16 protein-coding genes are annotated in these 17,027 nt (G+C 55.2%); 12 read left to right on the forward strand and 4 right to left on the reverse strand.

What is annotated here, in order from left to right; genetic code table 11:
* The first annotated feature begins 364 nt into the window (after positions 1–364).
* The 5 genes from malK to ubiA all read left to right on the forward strand — a co-directional run bounded on the left by malK (position 365) and on the right by ubiA (position 5,490).
* The gene (gene malK, locus ACLHV8_RS01290; protein ID WP_028017971.1) at positions 365–1,474 is read left to right on the forward strand and encodes a maltose/maltodextrin ABC transporter ATP-binding protein MalK; all 1,110 of its coding nucleotides are present in this window, start codon (positions 365–367) and stop codon (positions 1,472–1,474) included.
* 71 nt (positions 1,475–1,545) lie between these two features.
* The gene (locus ACLHV8_RS01295) at positions 1,546–2,859 is read left to right on the forward strand and encodes a maltoporin (RefSeq protein WP_128348333.1); all 1,314 of its coding nucleotides are present in this window, start codon (positions 1,546–1,548) and stop codon (positions 2,857–2,859) included.
* Positions 2,860–2,972: 113 nt separating this feature from the next.
* Positions 2,973–3,929 (forward strand): maltose operon protein MalM, encoded by a 957-nt coding sequence (malM, locus tag ACLHV8_RS01300; RefSeq protein ID WP_028017969.1) that lies wholly within the window; start codon positions 2,973–2,975, stop codon positions 3,927–3,929.
* A gap of 180 nt (positions 3,930–4,109) precedes the next feature.
* Positions 4,110–4,607, forward strand: a complete 498-nt coding sequence (ubiC, locus tag ACLHV8_RS01305) for a chorismate lyase (protein ID WP_028017968.1) — start codon at positions 4,110–4,112, stop codon at positions 4,605–4,607.
* 13 nt (positions 4,608–4,620) lie between these two features.
* Positions 4,621–5,490, forward strand: a complete 870-nt coding sequence (ubiA, locus tag ACLHV8_RS01310; RefSeq protein WP_208594800.1) for a 4-hydroxybenzoate octaprenyltransferase — start codon at positions 4,621–4,623, stop codon at positions 5,488–5,490.
* A gap of 38 nt (positions 5,491–5,528) precedes the next feature.
* Here ubiA and zntA read toward each other — a convergent pair whose 3' ends face one another.
* Together zntA and ACLHV8_RS01320 are read right to left on the reverse strand one after the other, a co-directional pair.
* Positions 5,529–7,700 carry a Zn(II)/Cd(II)/Pb(II) translocating P-type ATPase ZntA gene (gene zntA, locus ACLHV8_RS01315; protein ID WP_208594801.1) on the reverse strand — a complete coding sequence of 724 codons (2,172 nt, stop codon included), beginning with the start codon at positions 7,698–7,700 and terminating at the stop codon, positions 5,529–5,531.
* A 76-nt stretch (positions 7,701–7,776) separates the two neighbouring features.
* Entirely contained in the window at positions 7,777–8,403 is a 627-nt protein-coding gene (locus tag ACLHV8_RS01320) for a lysoplasmalogenase (protein ID WP_028017965.1), read from the reverse strand.
* A gap of 129 nt (positions 8,404–8,532) precedes the next feature.
* Here ACLHV8_RS01320 and ACLHV8_RS01325 point away from each other — a divergent pair, with 129 nt between their 5' ends.
* Positions 8,533–8,889, forward strand: a complete 357-nt coding sequence (locus ACLHV8_RS01325; protein ID WP_049007748.1) for a DUF2500 domain-containing protein — start codon at positions 8,533–8,535, stop codon at positions 8,887–8,889.
* Positions 8,890–8,943: 54 nt separating this feature from the next.
* On the opposite strand, the gene ACLHV8_RS01330 is transcribed toward ACLHV8_RS01325, so the two are convergent.
* Together ACLHV8_RS01330 and rsmD are read right to left on the reverse strand one after the other, a co-directional pair.
* Positions 8,944–9,225, reverse strand: coding sequence for a DUF1145 family protein (locus tag ACLHV8_RS01330; protein WP_049007747.1), 282 nt, complete (start codon positions 9,223–9,225; stop codon positions 8,944–8,946).
* Positions 9,209–9,811: a 16S rRNA (guanine(966)-N(2))-methyltransferase gene (gene rsmD / locus ACLHV8_RS01335; RefSeq protein ID WP_028017962.1), complete on the reverse strand. Its 603-nt coding sequence runs from the start codon at positions 9,809–9,811 to the stop codon at positions 9,209–9,211. Before rsmD ends, ACLHV8_RS01330 begins: the two co-directional genes overlap by 17 nt.
* Before the next feature lie 127 nt (positions 9,812–9,938).
* On the opposite strand from rsmD, the gene ftsY reads away from it, so the two are divergent.
* From ftsY to livJ, 6 genes are all read left to right on the forward strand, one after another.
* Complete coding sequence (ftsY, locus tag ACLHV8_RS01340) at positions 9,939–11,399, forward strand: signal recognition particle-docking protein FtsY (protein WP_028017961.1); 1,461 nt, start codon at positions 9,939–9,941, stop codon at positions 11,397–11,399.
* A gap of 2 nt (positions 11,400–11,401) precedes the next feature.
* Complete coding sequence (ftsE, locus tag ACLHV8_RS01345; protein ID WP_025758973.1) at positions 11,402–12,067, forward strand: cell division ATP-binding protein FtsE; 666 nt, start codon at positions 11,402–11,404, stop codon at positions 12,065–12,067.
* On the forward strand, positions 12,060–13,115 hold the full coding sequence (ftsX, locus tag ACLHV8_RS01350) for a permease-like cell division protein FtsX (protein ID WP_208594802.1): 1,056 nt from the start codon (positions 12,060–12,062) through the stop codon (positions 13,113–13,115). Before ftsE ends, ftsX begins: the two co-directional genes overlap by 8 nt.
* A gap of 251 nt (positions 13,116–13,366) precedes the next feature.
* Positions 13,367–14,224, forward strand: a complete 858-nt coding sequence (rpoH, locus tag ACLHV8_RS01355) for an RNA polymerase sigma factor RpoH (protein WP_208594803.1) — start codon at positions 13,367–13,369, stop codon at positions 14,222–14,224.
* A 136-nt stretch (positions 14,225–14,360) separates the two neighbouring features.
* Positions 14,361–15,626, forward strand: a complete 1,266-nt coding sequence (locus ACLHV8_RS01360; RefSeq protein WP_028017958.1) for a 4-aminobutyrate--2-oxoglutarate transaminase — start codon at positions 14,361–14,363, stop codon at positions 15,624–15,626.
* A gap of 197 nt (positions 15,627–15,823) precedes the next feature.
* Entirely contained in the window at positions 15,824–16,924 is a 1,101-nt protein-coding gene (livJ, locus tag ACLHV8_RS01365) for a branched chain amino acid ABC transporter substrate-binding protein LivJ (protein ID WP_152546598.1), read from the forward strand.
* The last annotated feature ends 103 nt before the right edge of the window (positions 16,925–17,027 follow it).

Here is a 17,027-nt window from a genome sequence, read left to right on the forward strand (position 1 = left end):
TCCTTTTTTGGTGATGTGCTCGTGGATACAATGAGGTGGTTCAACGTGACTCAGTCTCCTTATTTGACATCCTCTTTCCATCCTCCCAACTCCTACGCCCCACCCCCGGTTTGTGTGATCTTCGTTGCATAAATTTAAGTTATGAGTGCTGGCGCACATAAAAACACACTGAATTTTGCAGGTGGCTTCACGAATTTCGCCTCAGCCCTCCAGCCGCGGTCGCAGAGCCTGCTCTCTCATCCTCCCGCCTCCTCCCCCATAAAAAAGCCGGGGGGTGGAGGATTCGGGAAAGTAATGGATACCCCATAGTGAACTTATCTTGAATGTTTCTGTCGGCGACAGGTTGTAACGAAGGGAGAAGGGCATGGCGAGCGTACAGCTGCGTAATGTAACGAAAGCCTGGGGTGACGTTGTGGTGTCGAAAGACATCAATCTGGACATCCACGAAGGTGAGTTCGTGGTATTTGTCGGCCCATCAGGCTGCGGTAAATCTACTCTGCTGCGTATGATTGCCGGTCTTGAAACGATCACCAGTGGCGATTTGTTTATTGGTGACACCCGTATGAACGACATCCCGCCTGCCGAACGTGGCGTAGGCATGGTGTTCCAGTCTTATGCGCTTTACCCCCATCTGTCCGTTGCCGAAAACATGTCCTTTGGCCTGAAACTGGCGGGTGCGAAGAAAGACGTGATTAACCAGCGCGTCACGCAGGTGGCGGAAGTATTACAGCTGGCGCACCTGCTTGAGCGTAAACCGAAAGCGCTTTCCGGCGGTCAGCGTCAGCGTGTGGCGATTGGCCGTACGCTGGTGGCGGAACCGCGCGTGTTCCTGCTCGATGAACCCCTTTCCAACCTGGATGCCGCTCTGCGTGTCCAGATGCGTATTGAAATCTCCCGTCTGCACAAACGTCTTGGCCGCACGATGATTTACGTCACCCACGATCAGGTCGAAGCGATGACCCTCGCCGACAAAATTGTGGTGCTGGACGCCGGTCGCGTGGCGCAGGTGGGCAAACCACTCGAGCTTTATCACTACCCGGCAGACCGCTTTGTTGCGGGCTTCATTGGCTCGCCAAAGATGAACTTCCTGCCCGTCAAAGTGACGGCAACTGCGATCGAACAGGTACAGGTGGAGCTGCCAAACCGCCAGCAGGTCTGGCTGCCTGTTGACAGCGCCAACGTACAGGTAGGGGCAAACATGTCCCTCGGTATTCGTCCTGAGCACCTGCTGCCGAGCCACATCGCCGATGTGACGCTGGAAGGTGAAGTTCAGGTTGTCGAACAGCTTGGTCACGAAACACAGATTCATATCCAGATCCCCGCCATCCGTCAGAACCTGGTCTACCGCCAGAATGACGTGGTGTTGGTAGAAGAGGGTGCCACATTCGCTATCGGCTTGCCGCCAGAGCGTTGCCATCTGTTCCGTGAGGATGGCACTGCATGTCGTCGGTTGCACAAAGAGCCAGGCGTTTAAGCAATCCCAATAGAAGACACGAAACCGACAGGTGAAGTGTTCAAAGAAAAGCAATGATCTCAGGAGATAGAATGATGATTACTCTGCGCAAACAAGTCCCTCTGGCAATCGCCATTGCGGCAGGCATCCTGTCTGCCCAGGCGGGTGCTGTGGACTTTAAAGGTTATGCTCGTTCCGGCATTGGCTGGACAGGGAGTGGCGGTGAGCAACAGTGTTTCCAGGCAACCGGTGCACAAAGTAAATACCGTCTCGGTAACGAATGTGAAACCTATGCGGAATTGAAACTGGGCCAGGAAGTGTGGAAAGAAGGCGATAAGAGCTTCTATTTCGACACCAACGTTGCGTATTCCGTCTCTCAGCAGAACGACTGGGAATCTACCAGCCCGGCCTTCCGTGAAGCTAACGTGCAGGGTAAAAACCTGATTGACGCACTGCCAGGTTCCACCATCTGGGCCGGTAAGCGCTTCTATCAGCGTCATGACGTTCACATGATCGACTTCTACTACTGGGATATTTCTGGTCCTGGTGCGGGTATCGAAAACATCGACCTGGGCTTCGGTAAGCTCTCTCTGGCTGCAACCCGTTCTTCCGAAGCGGGCGGTTCAGCGACCTTTGCCGATCGTGACGCGCTGGGTAACCGTATTTATGACAACCTGGTACCGAACGATGTCTTCGACGTCCGTTTAGCACAGATGCAGGTCAATGAAGGCGGTACGCTGGAGTTCGGTGTTGATTATGGTCACACCAATATTCCAGATGACTACTACCTGCAGCCTGGCGCATCTAAAGACGGTTGGATGTTCACCGCTGAACATACCCAGAGCATGCTGAAGGGCTTTAACAAGTTTGTGCTGCAGTACGCAACTGACTCTATGACCTCCAACGGCAAGGGCCGTCCGGAAGGTGGTAGCATCAACAACAACGGCGACATGTGGCGTGTTCTGGACCACGGTGCGATCTCTCTGGGCGACTCCTGGGATCTGATGTACGTAGGTATGTACCAGGACATCAACCTGGATAACAACAACGGCACCAAATGGTGGACCGTCGGTGTGCGTCCTATGTACAAATGGACGCCAATCATGAGCACCCTGTTAGAAGTGGGCTACGACAACGTTAAGTCTCAGAAAACCGACGACACCAACAGTCAGTACAAAATCACCCTGGCACAACAATGGCAGGCAGGCGACAGCATCTGGTCCCGTCCAGCTATCCGTGTCTTCGCAACTTACGCGAAGTGGGATGAAAAATGGGGCTACGCGAACGGCGACTCCGGTGCAGGCTATGACTCTGGTATTGCGTACAGCGACACGTCCGCAAAAACCTTCAGCCGCGGCGACTCTGATGAGTGGACCTTCGGTGCCCAGATGGAAATCTGGTGGTAATTCGTTAGACCTGACGTAATGACCTAAAAGAGGGGCGCAAGCCCCTCTATCCTTAGGGTGCTGCGCGCTATTGCCTGGCCACCGCAGTGCTCACGCTATCAGAGGTAATAACAATGAAAATGAAGAAAAGTCTCGTCGCGCTGTGCCTCTCTGCGGGGCTGATGGCCTGTGTTCCGGCGGTCTCCTTTGCAGACGTGAATTTCGTACCACAAAATACCAGCGCTGCGCCGGCTATCCCGGCGGCGGCGCTCCAGCAACTGACCTGGACGCCAGTTGATCAATCCAAAACGCAGTCGACACAGCTTTCTACGGGCGGCCAGCAACTGAACGTGCCGGGGATCACCGGGCCGGTTGCCGCCTACAGCGTGCCGGCCAACATTGGTGAGCTAACCCTGACGCTGACCAGCGAAGTGAACAAGCAAACCAGCGTCTTCGCACCTAACGTACTGATTCTGGATCAGAACCTGACGCCATCTGCTTTCTTCCCAAGCGAATATTTTAGTTACCAGGAACCAGGCGTGATGAGCGCCGACCGTCTGGAAGGCAAAATGCGCCTGACGCCTGCCCTGGGTCAGCAGAAGATTTATGTTCTGGTTTTCACGACCGAAAAAGATCTGCAGCAGACCACTAAGCTTATCGATCCGGCAAAAGCCTATGCGAAAGGCACCGGCAACTCGGTTCCGGATATTCCGGATCCATTAGCGCGTCACGTCACCGACGGTTTGCTTAAGCTGAAAGTCTCAACAAACAATGCATCCAGCGTGCTGGTTGGCCCACTGTTTGGCTCTTCCGGTACTGGCCCTGTCACAGTAGGCAATACAGCCGCGCCTGTGTATGCCGCTCCAGCCGCCACAGCCGCTGCCGCACCGGTAGCCGCCGCTGCACCAGCCCCATCGAAGAAAGCTGAACCGGTTCTGAACGACACCGAAGAGTACTTCAACAACGCCATTAAGCAGGCGGTGAAGCGCGGCGATGTCGATAAAGCGCTGAAACTGCTTGATGAAGCCGAACGTTTAGGTTCAACCACTGCCCGTTCCACCTTTATCAGCAGTGTAAAAGGCAAGGGGTAACCGTTTCCCCACAGTGCTGATTTGTTAGTAGTTTGGTGCGCCTGAGTGGGCGCACTTTTTTTGGTATTCTCCGGGCTGTTGCGCTCTTGTTGCGATAGTGATCGTTAAATAACGTTTGGCCGCCCTCAATCTGCTTTTCTGCGATACAATGCCATCACGTTATGTATCGGAGAGTCTGGCATGTCACACCCTGCGCTAACGCAACTGCGTGCGCTGCGCTATTTCGACCAAATACCTGCGCTTGATCCGCAGCAACTGGACTGGTTGCTGCTGGAAGATTCCATGACGAAACGTTTTGAGCAGCAGGGTAAAACGGTCACGGTGACCCTGATTCAGGAAGGGTTTGTCTCTGGCGATGAGATTGCTGCCGAGCTGCCGCTATTGCCGCAAGAGCCACGTTACTGGCTGCGTGAAATTTTACTCTGCGCTGATGGCGAGCCATGGCTTGCCGGGCGGACGGTGGTGCCCGAATCTACCCTTTCCGGGCCCGAGCTGGCGCTGCAACGGCTGGGGAAAACGCCTCTGGGGCGTTACCTTTTCACCTCGTCTGAGCTTACCCGAGATTTTATTGAGATTGGTCGTGATGCCGAACTGTGGGGGCGTCGTTCCCGCCTTCGCCTGAGCGGTAAACCGTTAATACTGACGGAGCTTTTTTTACCGGCATCGCCGTTGTACTAAGAGGAAGAAAAAAATGGAGTGGAGCCTGACGCAGAATAAGCTGTTGGCCTATCACCGCTTAATGCGTACCGATAAACCGATTGGCGCGTTACTGTTGCTGTGGCCGACCTTATGGGCGCTGTGGGTCGCGACGCCGGGCGTGCCACCGCTGTGGATCCTGGGCGTATTCGTTGCCGGCGTCTGGCTGATGCGCGCGGCAGGCTGTGTGGTCAATGACTATGCCGATCGTAAATTCGACGGGCATGTAAAACGTACTGTCGGTCGTCCGTTACCCAGCGGGCAAGTCACCGGGAAAGAAGCCCGCGTGCTGTTCATTGTTCTGGTGCTGCTCTCTTTCCTGCTGGTGTTAACCCTTAACACCATGACCATTCTGCTTTCCGTTGCGGCGCTGGCCCTGGCCTGGGTTTATCCGTTTATGAAACGCTACACCCATCTGCCTCAGGTGGTGCTGGGGGCGGCATTTGGCTGGTCGATTCCGATGGCATTTGCGGCAGTTAGTGAGTCCTTACCACTCAGCTGCTGGCTGATGTTCCTGGCGAATATTCTCTGGGCCGTGGCATATGACACGCAATACGCGATGGTAGACCGTGACGATGACCTGAAAATTGGCATCAAATCAACCGCTATCCTCTTTGGTCGTCAGGACAAGCTGATTATCGGTATCCTGCAGGTCGCGGTACTGGCACTGATGGTCGCGATTGGTCGCATAAACGGGTTGAACTGGGAGTTTTACTGGTCCGTGCTGGTGGCGGGCTTGCTGTTTGCGTACCAGCAAAAGCTGATTGCGAAGCGCGAGCGTGAAGCCTGTTTTAAGGCGTTTATGAATAATAACTACGTCGGTCTGGTGCTATTTTTAGGCCTGGCGATGAGCTATTTCTCCTGAAATAAAGCCCGGTAGGCGTTACGCCACCGGGCGTTTTTTTATCGACGACGCAACAGCCGGAGTGCGTTCGCCGTCACCAGCACCGTTGCCCCGGTATCCGCCAGCACCGCCAGCCACAGCCCGGTCATGCCGAGCAGGGTGGTCACCAGGAATATCCCTTTCAGCCCCAGCGCGATGCCAATGTTCTGACGGATATTGGCACGCGTCGCACGTGCCAGCCCGATCATCTGCGCCAGCCCGGTCAGGCGGTTGTGGGTCAGCGCCGCGTCGGCCGTTTCCAGCGCCACGTCGGTACCGCTGCCCATCGCAATACCAATGGTGGACGCTTTCATCGCCGGGGCATCGTTAATCCCGTCACCAACCATCGCCAGCGGGGCATGAGCGTTCAACTCTGTGACTGCGCTGACCTTATCTGCAGGCAACAATCCGGCTTTAAATTCCAGCCCCAGTTCACCGGCAATTGCGGCTGCCGCACGAGGGTTATCGCCTGTAAGAATAACGCCCTGTACGCCCAGTTGGTGCAGCGCCGCCACGGCTTCTTTTGCGTCATCACGCAGGGTATCGCGCAATGCCAGCATTCCTTTCGCCACGCCGTCCTGCATGACGACCACGACCGTTTGCCCGGTCTGTTCTAACGCCTCAACCTCTGGAGTAGAAGACTTGCCAGCCGCGACAATCAGCACCTTTTTACCGTCGACGACGGCCTCAATGCCTGAGCCCATCAGTGCCCGCTGGGAAGTTGCCGCAGGGATGGTGAGTTCACGCGCCTTCGCTTCACGCACAATCGCCTGCGCCAGCGGGTGGGTTGAACCTTGCTCTACGGCAGCTGCCAATGTCAGCAGTTCGTTTTCACTGATTTCCTGCGGATAAACACCGGTCACCTGCGGCTTACCTACGGTCAGCGTACCGGTTTTATCGAAGGCAATGTGCTGAACCTGGCTTAGCTGTTCCAGGGCGGCTCCGCCTTTGATCAGCGCTCCGCGACGTGCCGCCGCCGCAAGCCCGGATGTGATGGCCGCCGGGGTGGAGATCACCAGCGCACACGGACAGCCAATCAACAGCAGCGTCAGACCTTTATAAATCCAGCCTTCCCACGGTGCGCCGAAAAACAGGGGTAGAACGACAGTGACCAGCAGGGCAACCAGCATGATGGCGGGGGTGTAAATCCTGCTGAAGCGATCGATAAACCGCTCAACTGGCGCGCGACGCTCTTCGGCTTCCTCAATCAGCTTCAGAATACGGTCGATGGCGCTGTCACCGGGTTCGGAAAGCACCGTCAGTTGCACCAGACGATCAACACTGGTGGCACCCGCAGGCACTTTTTCACCGGTTGTACGTTCAACCGGAATCGATTCTCCGGTGAGGGCGCTTTCGTCGAAGCTTGCTGTTGCGGTGAGCAACTCACCGTCTGCAGGCAGACGCCCGCCTGCGGCGACTTCAATCACATCGCCCGGGCGCAGCGTGTTGATGGCGACGGTTTCCCGGTTGTCGTTGATCACGCGTGTGGCGGTTTCAGGTTTCAGGGCCATTAGCGCGCTGACTCCTTTACGCGCGCGGCTGGCGGCCCAGCCCTCAAGACGTTCACCGATTAAGAACAGCAGCAGCACCATCGCCGCTTCTGCTGTCGCACCAATAAACAGTGCACCAATAGCGGCCACGCTCATCAGCGTTTCGATGGCAAACCAGCTTCCGCTTTTCATCAGCCGCAATGCCTGACGGGCAATTGGGAACAGCCCAACCAGCGTGGTGGCGATGAATGCCAGATTGCCGAACGGATGGTTAATCTGTTCCAGTCCCCAGCTCAGGGCCATCATGATGATGAGGGTAATAAGCGGCAGATTTTCTCGCAGGGAAGAGGTTTTTTCTGCCGGCGCATTTTCGCTACGCAGACTGTAACCCGCCTGACTTACGGCAGCTTCAACCTGTTTGCTAACGTCGTTATCCGCGCTGACCAGCAGCTTTTCAGTGGCAAACAGAACCTGGACATGACTCACACCCGGCACCTGTTTTACCGCGTTTTCAACTTTACGGGCGCAGGCGGCGCAGTCCATACCGTTGACGACCCAACTGTAGCGGTTGCCGTTTTCAGGGAGTATTTCGGTTTGTGTTTCGCACGCACCATCGCAGCAGCAGTCGTCCTTCGGCGGAACCGGACTGAGCTTAAATGCTGAGAATTGTGGGGCTTTTTTTGGTGTTTCTGGAGTCGACATGGCAGTCTCCGGCAATGATAATTTTCTCATTAACCGCAGCATACACTCTGGAGTCGACTCCAGAGTCAAGGCTTATTTAAATATACAGCGAGCGCACAATCAGGAAGTGTCCGGCAAAGTAGCAGGCGGCGGCAATCGCGTTATCCGCCCGGAAACGACGGCGATAGTGGCTGCCCAGCCATACGATATTCCCGAGTAACAACAGTGCTGCACCGAAGAACGCGGACATCGCCGGTGCCGTTGGACGGAAGAACCACAGTTCGCCTGCCAGCCATACCATCACCAGCGTCATGGCGATAAACGTACAGACCGGCAAACGCATCTCTTCCAGACGCGACCAGATCACCGCAATAAGCAGTGCGCCAATCACCAGCAGTACCAGCGGCAGCGGCCAGAAGAATGAAAGCGTCATCTGGCTGGCAAAGTAGATGGTATAGAGCAGATGCGACAGGAAAAATGCCCCCACGGCATACAGCAGACGCTGACGTGGCAGCAGGGTTAAGGCATCGCCAATCAGGGAAGCACACAGCCCGGCGAGGACCAGATAGCTTACGGCGTTAAACATCGGCGCTTGCCAGGCCAGCAGCAGCAGGAGCAACAGCGTGACCGGTTTAAACAACCAGCGCTGCCAGGTGGGACCGCGGTACGACGCATCGACATAAAGCCATGCGGAAAAACAGACAGCGATAAATGACCAAAGCATATTAACTCCCTGTATCTGTTAAGGCTGAATAATCAGTTTCTGATCCAGTGTAGTGATGCGGACGGGCGTTTGGCAATGGCAGGGAAGGCAGGGTATCCTGAATTCCGCATAATCTGATGGGATTTTAGAATGAGCAAGATGCCGCTGTTTTTCATTATCGTGGTGGCGATTATCGTCATTGCCGCCTCGTTCCGTTTCGTACAGCAGCGCCGCGAAAAGGCGGATAACGATGCTGCACCGCTGCTGCAAAAGCGCGTGGTAGTGACGAACAAACGCGAAAAACCGCTTAACGACCGCCGTTCACGCCAGCAGCAGGTGACGCCAGCAGGCACGACAATGCGCTATGAAGCGAGCTTTAAGCCGGAAACCGGCGGGCTCGAGATGACCTTCCGCCTGGAGGCGCAGCAGTACCATCAGTTGACGGTGGGGGAGAAAGGGACGCTGAGTTATAAAGGGTCCCGATTCGAAGGTTTTACGCCTGAATAATGCTCGATCGGTTCCCTCTCCCTGTGGGAGAGGGTGAGAGCATCAGGCCGCACCTTACTTCTTCACCTGCGCCTTAAATTTCTTCATCCACACCAGCAGTTCAAACACGCCGAAAATAAAGACGCGCAGCTGCTGCCAGCCGGTCATCTGCGGGCCATCTTTTGGCAGACCATTTTTCAGCATTACCATCTGCAGGGCGTGCATAAACGATGTGAAAACCAGCGCGACGTTAACAAAAATATTCATCGGTCGCGGGAACGGGTGCACCAGGTTGAGAATTAAAAACGCCCAGACGCCCAGCATCAACAAACGTCCCAGATTAATCAGTACCGGCATCGGATTCTCCTTGAGCCTGACGGTGATACAGACGATAAGCGACCTGACCTGCCACTTTTTCACGGTGCAGATCCCAGTGGGCGGGAACCGGCGGTAAACCGTTTTCCACTTCACTTTCCACGTAAATCAATGCGTCATCTGCCAGCCAGCCGTTTTGCTCCAGCAGGGATAACGTCTCTTCCAGCAGCCCCTTACGGAACGGTGGGTCGACAAACACCACGTTATGCGGCGTACCTTTCTGCGCGAGGAAACTCAGCGTGTTGGTGTTCACGACTTTAGCGTTGGTTGCCTTTAGCGTCGCCAGATTTTGCTGCAGCGTCTGCGCCACGCCGCGTTCCATCTCCAGCAGCGTGGCGCTGGCGGCATAGCGTGACAGCGCTTCCAGTCCGAGTGCGCCGCTTCCGGCGAAACAGTCGAGACAGTGGGCGTCTACCATTGACGGGGCCAGCCAGTTAAACAGCGTCTCGCGTACGCGGTCGGTAGTAGGGCGTAAACCGGGGCTGTCCGGCACCGGTAGTTTCCGGCCTCGCCACTGACCGCCGATAATACGAATTTGACCGGCCGGGGCGCGGTTGGGTTTCTTCATCTCAGGAAAGCTCTGTTAACAATTGGCCTGCGATTGCGGGCGGTGATGTCAATTAAGTAAAGTGTTAGACTATTTCATCATTTTTTTAGCTTCCATGTATATAGCGCCGCGAGGAGTGTAGTCGCAGATGGCAAAACAAAAAAAACGTGGCTTCTTTTCCTGGCTGGGCTTCGGTGAAAAAGAGCAAGAAACAGAACAGAAAACCGAAGAGCAACATGCCGTTGAAGAGCAGTCGCAGCCTGAAACGCCTGTAGAAACCGCCGCGGTTGTCGAAGCGGAAGAGACGGCACACAGCAAAGAAGAGATTGAATCTTTCGCTGAAGAGGTGGTTGAGGTCACTGAACAGGTTCAGGAAAGCGAGAAGCCAGAACCGGTTGTCGCCGAAGAGATTCCCGAAGCGCCGCAGGCCGTCATCGAACACGAAGAACTGCCGCTGCCGGAAGAGGTGAAAACCGAAGCCGTTTCTGCCGAAGAGTGGCAGGCCGAAGCGGAAACCGTTGAAATTGTTGAGGCGGTGGAAGAAGAAGCCGAAAACGAACCTGAACTGACCGACGAAGAGCTGGAAGCACAGGCGCTGGCAGCAGAAGCGGCTGAAGAAGCGGTTATCGTGGTGCCAGTGGAAGAGCAGGCAGAAGAGGAGATCGTTCAGGAACAGGAAAAACCGACCAAAGAAGGTTTCTTCGCCCGCCTGAAACGCAGCCTGCTTAAAACAAAAGAAAACTTAGGTTCCGGATTTATCAGTCTTTTCCGCGGCAAGAAGATCGACGACGATCTGTTTGAAGAGCTGGAAGAGCAACTGCTGATCGCCGACGTCGGTGTGGAAACCACCCGTAAGATCATCACCAACCTGACCGAAGGGGCGAGCCGCAAACAGCTGCGCGACGCCGAAGCGCTGTATGGCCTTCTGAAAGATGAGATGGGTGAAATTCTCGCAAAAGTTGACGAACCGCTTAATATTGAAGGCAAAACGCCATTTGTTATTCTGATGGTTGGCGTGAACGGCGTGGGTAAAACCACCACCATCGGCAAGCTGGCGCGTCAGTTCGAACAGCAGGGTAAATCGGTGATGCTGGCGGCAGGTGATACCTTCCGTGCAGCAGCGGTTGAGCAGCTGCAGGTCTGGGGCCAGCGCAATAACATCCCGGTGATTGCCCAGCATACCGGCGCGGATTCCGCATCCGTTATCTTTGACGCCATCCAGGCGGCGAAGGCGCGCAACGTGGATGTACTGATTGCCGATACCGCAGGGCGTTTGCAGAACAAATCGCACCTGATGGAAGAGTTGAAGAAAATCGTCCGGGTGATGAAAAAACTGGATGAAGAAGCACCGCATGAAATTATGCTGACCATTGATGCCAGCACCGGACAGAATGCCATTAGTCAGGCAAAACTGTTCCATGAAGCGGTAGGACTGACGGGGATCACGCTGACCAAACTGGACGGCACCGCCAAAGGCGGGGTGATCTTCTCCGTGGCCGATCAGTTCGGCATTCCTATCCGTTACATCGGTGTGGGCGAGCGTATTGAAGATTTACGTCCGTTTAAGTCGGACGACTTTATTGAGGCACTATTTGCCCGAGAGGACTAACAATGATTCGCTTTGAACACGTCAGCAAGGCCTATCTCGGTGGGAGACAAGCGTTGCAGGGGGTGACATTCCACCTGCAACCGGGCGAGATGGCATTCCTGACCGGCCATTCCGGCGCGGGGAAAAGTACCCTGCTCAAGCTTATCTGTGGGATCGAACGGCCAAGTGCCGGGAAAATCTTTTTCGGCGGTCATGAGATAAGCCGTCTGAAAAATCGCGAAGTGCCGTTTCTGCGTCGGCAGATCGGCATGATTTTCCAGGACCACCACCTGCTGATGGATCGCACCGTTTTCGATAACGTGGCGATTCCGCTGATTATTGCCGGTGCCAGCTATGATGATATCCGCCGTCGCGTCTCTGCGGCGCTGGATAAGGTCGGGCTGCTGGACAAAGCGAAGAATTTCCCGATCCAGCTCTCCGGCGGTGAACAGCAGCGCGTGGGCATTGCCCGTGCGGTGGTGAACAAACCTGCGGTGCTGCTGGCGGATGAGCCGACCGGTAACCTGGACGACGCCCTGTCAGAAGGGATTTTGCGTCTGTTTGAGGAGTTCAACCGCGTAGGGGTGACGGTTTTGATGGCGACGCACGATATCGGGCTTATTTCCCGTCGTTCGTACCGCATGCTGACCCTGAGCGACGGTCATTTGCACGGAGGCCATGGTGAATAAGCGTGATGCAATAAACCAGATTCGACAGTTCGGGAACCGGTTTGATCGTTTCCGTAAGTCGCAGGGCGGTGGTGATGGCAATCGTAATGCGCCAAAGCGCCAGAAAGCCGCGCCAATGCCTGCCTCCCGCAAAACCAACGTGTTTAACGAGCAGGTGCGCTACGCGTTCCACGGCGCGCTGCAGGACCTGAAAAGCAAACCGCTGGCGACGTTCCTGACGGTGATGGTGATTGCCATCTCCCTGACGCTGCCAAGCGTCTGCTATATGGTCTATAAAAACGTCAACCAGGCGGCCTCACAATACTATCCGTCCCCGCAGATCACGGTCTATCTGGATAAAGCGCTCGACGATAACGCCGCAGCGCAGGTGGTCGGGCAAATTCAGGCCGAGCAGGGTGTGGAGAAGGTTAACTATCTCTCGCGTGAAGACGCGCTGGGCGAGTTCCGCAACTGGTCAGGCTTTGGCGGCGCGCTGGACATGCTTGAAGAGAACCCGCTGCCTGCCGTGGCGGTGGTGATCCCGAAGCTGGATTTCCAGGGGACCGATTCGCTTAACACCCTGCGCGATCGCATCACGCGCATTAAGGGCATTGATGAAGTGCGCATGGATGACAGCTGGTTTGCGCGTCTCTCTGCCCTGACCGGGCTGGTAGGCCGCGTGGCGGCGATGATTGGCGTGCTGATGGTGGCGGCGGTCTTCCTCGTCATCGGTAACAGCGTGCGCCTGAGCATCTTCGCCCGTCGCGATACCATCAACGTGCAGAAACTGATTGGTGCGACGGATGGTTTCATCCTGCGTCCGTTCCTCTATGGCGGCGCACTGCTCGGTTTTTCCGGCGCATTTCTTTCACTGATATTGTCAGAAATTTTGGTGATGCGTCTGTCGTCGGCAGTCACAGAAGTGGCGCAGGTTTTCGGAACGAAGTTTGATATCAGCGGCTTAGGGTTCGATGAGTGCCTGTTGCTGCTGCTGGTGTGTTCGATGATTGGGTGGGTGGCAGCCTGGCTGGCAACCGTTCAACATTTACGTCACTTTACTCCCGATTAATAAAAGCGTGATATAATCTTTCCCTGCACCGAGATGTTCGCTCTGCAGGGAAAGTGTCCCTGTTGTCTCTTCCCCTGTTATCATCTTCATGTCACATTTTGTGCGTAATTTATTCACCGTTGCACCTGGAACTTGTGGATAAAATCACTGTCTGATACAAGAGTGAATGCTAATCTCGTTGCTCAAACGCTTTGGCATGGTTGTTGCCTGATGGGGATAACCTGGACCAGAAGAAACATTGAGAGGAATGAATGACCAAAGAAATGCAAACTTTAGCTTTAGCCCCTGTTGGTAACCTGGAGTCTTACATCCGGGCTGCGAACACCTGGCCGATGTTAACGGCCGAGGAAGAAAAGGAGCTTGCTGAAAAGCTGCATTACCAGGGCGATCTGGAAGCAGCTAAGACGCTGATCCTGTCTCACCTGCGCTTTGTTGTTCACGTTGCTCGTAATTATGCGGGCTACGGCCTGCCGCAGGCGGACTTGATTCAGGAAGGTAACATCGGTCTGATGAAGGCTGTGCGTCGCTTCAACCCGGAAGTGGGTGTGCGACTGGTCTCCTTCGCCGTGCACTGGATCAAAGCAGAGATTCACGAATACGTTCTGCGTAACTGGCGTATTGTGAAAGTCGCCACGACAAAAGCGCAACGCAAACTGTTCTTCAACCTGCGTAAAACCAAGCAGCGTCTGGGCTGGTTCAATCAGGATGAAGTTGAAATGGTGGCGCGCGAGCTGGGCGTATCCAGCAAAGATGTGCGTGAGATGGAATCCCGTATGGCCGCGCAGGACATGACCTTTGATATGTCCTCCGACGACGACGCATCCGACAGCCAGCCGATGGCACCGGTACTGTATCTGCAGGATAAAGCCTCTAACTTTGCTGACGGCATTGAAGAGGATAACTGGGAAGATCAGGCCGCGAACAAGCTGACCCATGCGATGGAAGGCCTCGACGAACGTAGCCAGGATATTATCCGCGCCCGCTGGCTGGACGAAGACAACAAGTCCACGCTGCAGGAACTGGCCGACCGCTACGGCGTTTCCGCTGAACGTGTTCGTCAGCTTGAGAAGAACGCCATGAAAAAACTTCGCGCCGCTATCGAAGCGTAAGATAAGCGAAGTACACCGAGAACCCTCGAATGCAAATTCGGGGGTTTTGTTTTTTTAGCGCCCGCTCTGGCGAATTCCTTCCCCCTGGCAAACACTTACTGATGCGCTAAGCAGGTGACTTTCTCAGGGGGACAGGGTGAAAAATAACGAACTGAACGACCGGCGTTTACAGGCGACGCCGCGCGGCATCGGCGTGATGTGTAATTTTTATGCCGATAAAGCTGAAAATGCCACGGTGTGGGACGTGGAGGGTAATGAGTACATCGACTTCGCTGCGGGGATCGCGGTACTGAATACCGGCCATCGCCATCCCAAAGTCATTGCCGCCATCGAAAAGCAACTCCATGCCTTTACCCACACGGCCTACCAGATTGTGCCGTACGAAGGCTACGTGGCGCTTGCCGAACGTCTCAACGAACGCGTGCCCGTTGAGGGCCCGGCTAAAACGGCGTTCTTCTCCACGGGGGCTGAGGCGGTCGAAAACGCCGTAAAAATTGCCCGCGCGTATACCAGGCGTCCTGGCCTTATCACCTTCGGTGGTGCATTCCACGGCCGCACCTTTATGACGATGGCTTTAACGGGGAAAGTGGCACCCTACAAACTGGGTTTTGGCCCGTTCCCCGGCTCGGTTTACCACGCGCAATATCCTAATGAATTGCACGGCGTCAGCACGGCAGAGGCGTTAAAGAGCCTGGAACGCATCTTTAAAGCGGATATCGCACCCGACCAGGTCGCGGCTATTATTCTCGAGCCGGTTCAGGGAGAAGGTGGTTTCAACATTGCGCCTGCTGATTTTATGCAGGCCCTGCGCGCGCTGTGCGATACCCACGGCATTTTGCTGATTGCCGACGAGGTGCAAAGCGGCTTCGCCCGTACCGGCAAACTGTTCTCTATGGAACACCACTGTGTGAAGCCTGATCTGATCACCATGGCAAAAAGCCTGGCGGGCGGGATGCCGCTCTCGGCGGTGTCGGGCCGGGCCGAGGTGATGGACGCACCTGCGCCTGGTGGGTTGGGCGGAACCTACGCCGGTAACCCGCTGGCGATTGCGGCGGCGCATGCCGTGCTGGACGTGATTGATGAAGAGGATCTCTGCACGCGCTCGGCGCACCTTGGTCATCACCTGGTGGAAGTGCTGAGCAAAGCGAAGGAACATTGCCCGTATATCGCTGACATTCGTGCGCAAGGCTCGATGGTGGCGGTGGAGTTTAACGACCCGCAATCAGGGCTCCCGTCGCCGGAATTCACCCGTCAGGTACAAGAACGCGCGTTGCAGGAAGGGCTACTTCTTCTGAGCTGCGGCGTCTACGGCAACGTCATTCGTTTCTTGTATCCGCTGACTATCCCTGAAGTGCAGTTCCGTAAAGCGCTGGACATCATCTCCGCGTCGCTGACACGTTAAAGCCACACGTCCGGCGGAAATCTCTGCCGGGCTTATCATATATTCATTTCAAATTAGCTATTCCAAAATCATAAAAATGGGGTATGTTTTAGCAGAGTATGCTGAAAAAGCGCGAGTGGCATACCTATAACTGAAATAAAGCGCTACACAACAACATCACAATAATCGTAATAACCATAATAATGGGGAATCTCAGGATGAACATGAAGGGTAAAGCGTTACTGGCAGGATGTATCGCGTTGGCATTTAGCACGATGGCACAGGCAGATATTAAAGTGGCTGTCGTAGGAGCGATGTCCGGTCCGGTAGCACAGTATGGTGACCAGGAATTTACTGGCGCAGAACAGGCGGTTGCAGACATTAATGCCAAGGGCGGTATTAAGGGCGAAAAACTGCAGATCGTAAAATATGATGATGCCTGTGACCCGAAACAAGCGGTCGCGGTCGCGAACAAAGTGGTGAACGACGGGATCAAATACGTTATCGGTCACCTGTGCTCTTCCTCTACTCAGCCAGCGTCTGACATCTACGAAGACGAAGGCATTCTGATGATCACCCCGGCTGCAACCGCACCGGAACTGACCTCGCGCGGCTACAAGCTGACCCTGCGCACCACCGGCCTGGACTCTGACCAGGGCCCAACTGCGGCGAAATACATCGTTGAAAAAGTGAAGCCGAAGCGCATCGCTATCGTTCATGACAAGCAGCAGTACGGTGAAGGTCTGGCGCGTTCCGTCCAGGACAACCTGAAGAAAGCGAATGCTGACGTGGTGTTCTTCGACGGTATTACTGCCGGTGAGAAAGACTTCTCCACCCTGGTGGCGCGTCTGAAGAAAGAGAATATTGATTTTGTGTACTACGGTGGTTACCACCCGGAAATGGGCCAGATCCTGCGTCAGGCGCGTGCCGCAGGCCTGAAAACCCAGTTCATGGGCCCGGAAGGGGTGGCGAACGTTTCCCTGTCTAACATTGCGGGTGAATCCGCTGAAGGCCTGCTGGTGACCAAACCGAAGAACTACGACCAGGTTCCGGCGAACAAACCAATCGTAGATGCCATCAAGGCGAAGAAACAGGATCCAAGCGGTGCGTTCGTCTGGACCACCTACGCTGCGCTGCAGTCGCTGCAGGCGGGCCTGAACCAATCAGCCGATCCGGCAGAGATTGCCACCTGGCTGAAAGCGAATACTGTTGAGACCGTGATGGGGCCACTCTCCTGGGATGAGAAGGGCGACCTGAAGGGCTTCGAGTTCGGCGTGTTTGACTGGCACGCGAATGGCACGGCGACAGACGCCAAATAATTTTCCCGTCGCCTTTCGCGCCGCAGGTGCGTTGGCTGCGTTATTCAACCCCGGTCACTTACTTATGTAAGCTCCCGGGGATTTCATAACTTGCCGCCTTCCT

Source organism: Enterobacter sp. CPE_E863 (genome assembly GCF_046521465.1).
Lineage (GTDB): Bacteria > Pseudomonadota > Gammaproteobacteria > Enterobacterales > Enterobacteriaceae > Enterobacter > Enterobacter adelaidei.

Bases quoted from the DNA above. Each gene is read 5' to 3' on its own strand.
- ACLHV8_RS01330 (WP_049007747.1), bottom strand. From the start codon at position 9,225: ATGCCGGTACTGATTAATCTGGGACGTTTGTTGATGCTGGGCGTCTGG.
- ACLHV8_RS01325 (WP_049007748.1), top strand. From the start codon at position 8,533: ATGAGCAAGATGCCGCTGTTTTTCATTATCGTGGTGGCGATTATCGTC.
- malK (WP_028017971.1), top strand. From the start codon at position 365: ATGGCGAGCGTACAGCTGCGTAATGTAACGAAAGCCTGGGGTGACGTT.
- ACLHV8_RS01320 (WP_028017965.1), bottom strand. From the start codon at position 8,403: ATGCTTTGGTCATTTATCGCTGTCTGTTTTTCCGCATGGCTTTATGTC.
- ubiC (WP_028017968.1), top strand. From the start codon at position 4,110: ATGTCACACCCTGCGCTAACGCAACTGCGTGCGCTGCGCTATTTCGAC.
- rsmD (WP_028017962.1), bottom strand. From the start codon at position 9,811: ATGAAGAAACCCAACCGCGCCCCGGCCGGTCAAATTCGTATTATCGGC.
- malM (WP_028017969.1), top strand. From the start codon at position 2,973: ATGAAAATGAAGAAAAGTCTCGTCGCGCTGTGCCTCTCTGCGGGGCTG.
- ACLHV8_RS01295 (WP_128348333.1), top strand. From the start codon at position 1,546: ATGATGATTACTCTGCGCAAACAAGTCCCTCTGGCAATCGCCATTGCG.
- ubiA (WP_208594800.1), top strand. From the start codon at position 4,621: ATGGAGTGGAGCCTGACGCAGAATAAGCTGTTGGCCTATCACCGCTTA.
- rpoH (WP_208594803.1), top strand. From the start codon at position 13,367: ATGACCAAAGAAATGCAAACTTTAGCTTTAGCCCCTGTTGGTAACCTG.
- ftsE (WP_025758973.1), top strand. From the start codon at position 11,402: ATGATTCGCTTTGAACACGTCAGCAAGGCCTATCTCGGTGGGAGACAA.
- zntA (WP_208594801.1), bottom strand. From the start codon at position 7,700: ATGTCGACTCCAGAAACACCAAAAAAAGCCCCACAATTCTCAGCATTT.
- ftsY (WP_028017961.1), top strand. From the start codon at position 9,939: ATGGCAAAACAAAAAAAACGTGGCTTCTTTTCCTGGCTGGGCTTCGGT.
- livJ (WP_152546598.1), top strand. From the start codon at position 15,824: ATGAACATGAAGGGTAAAGCGTTACTGGCAGGATGTATCGCGTTGGCA.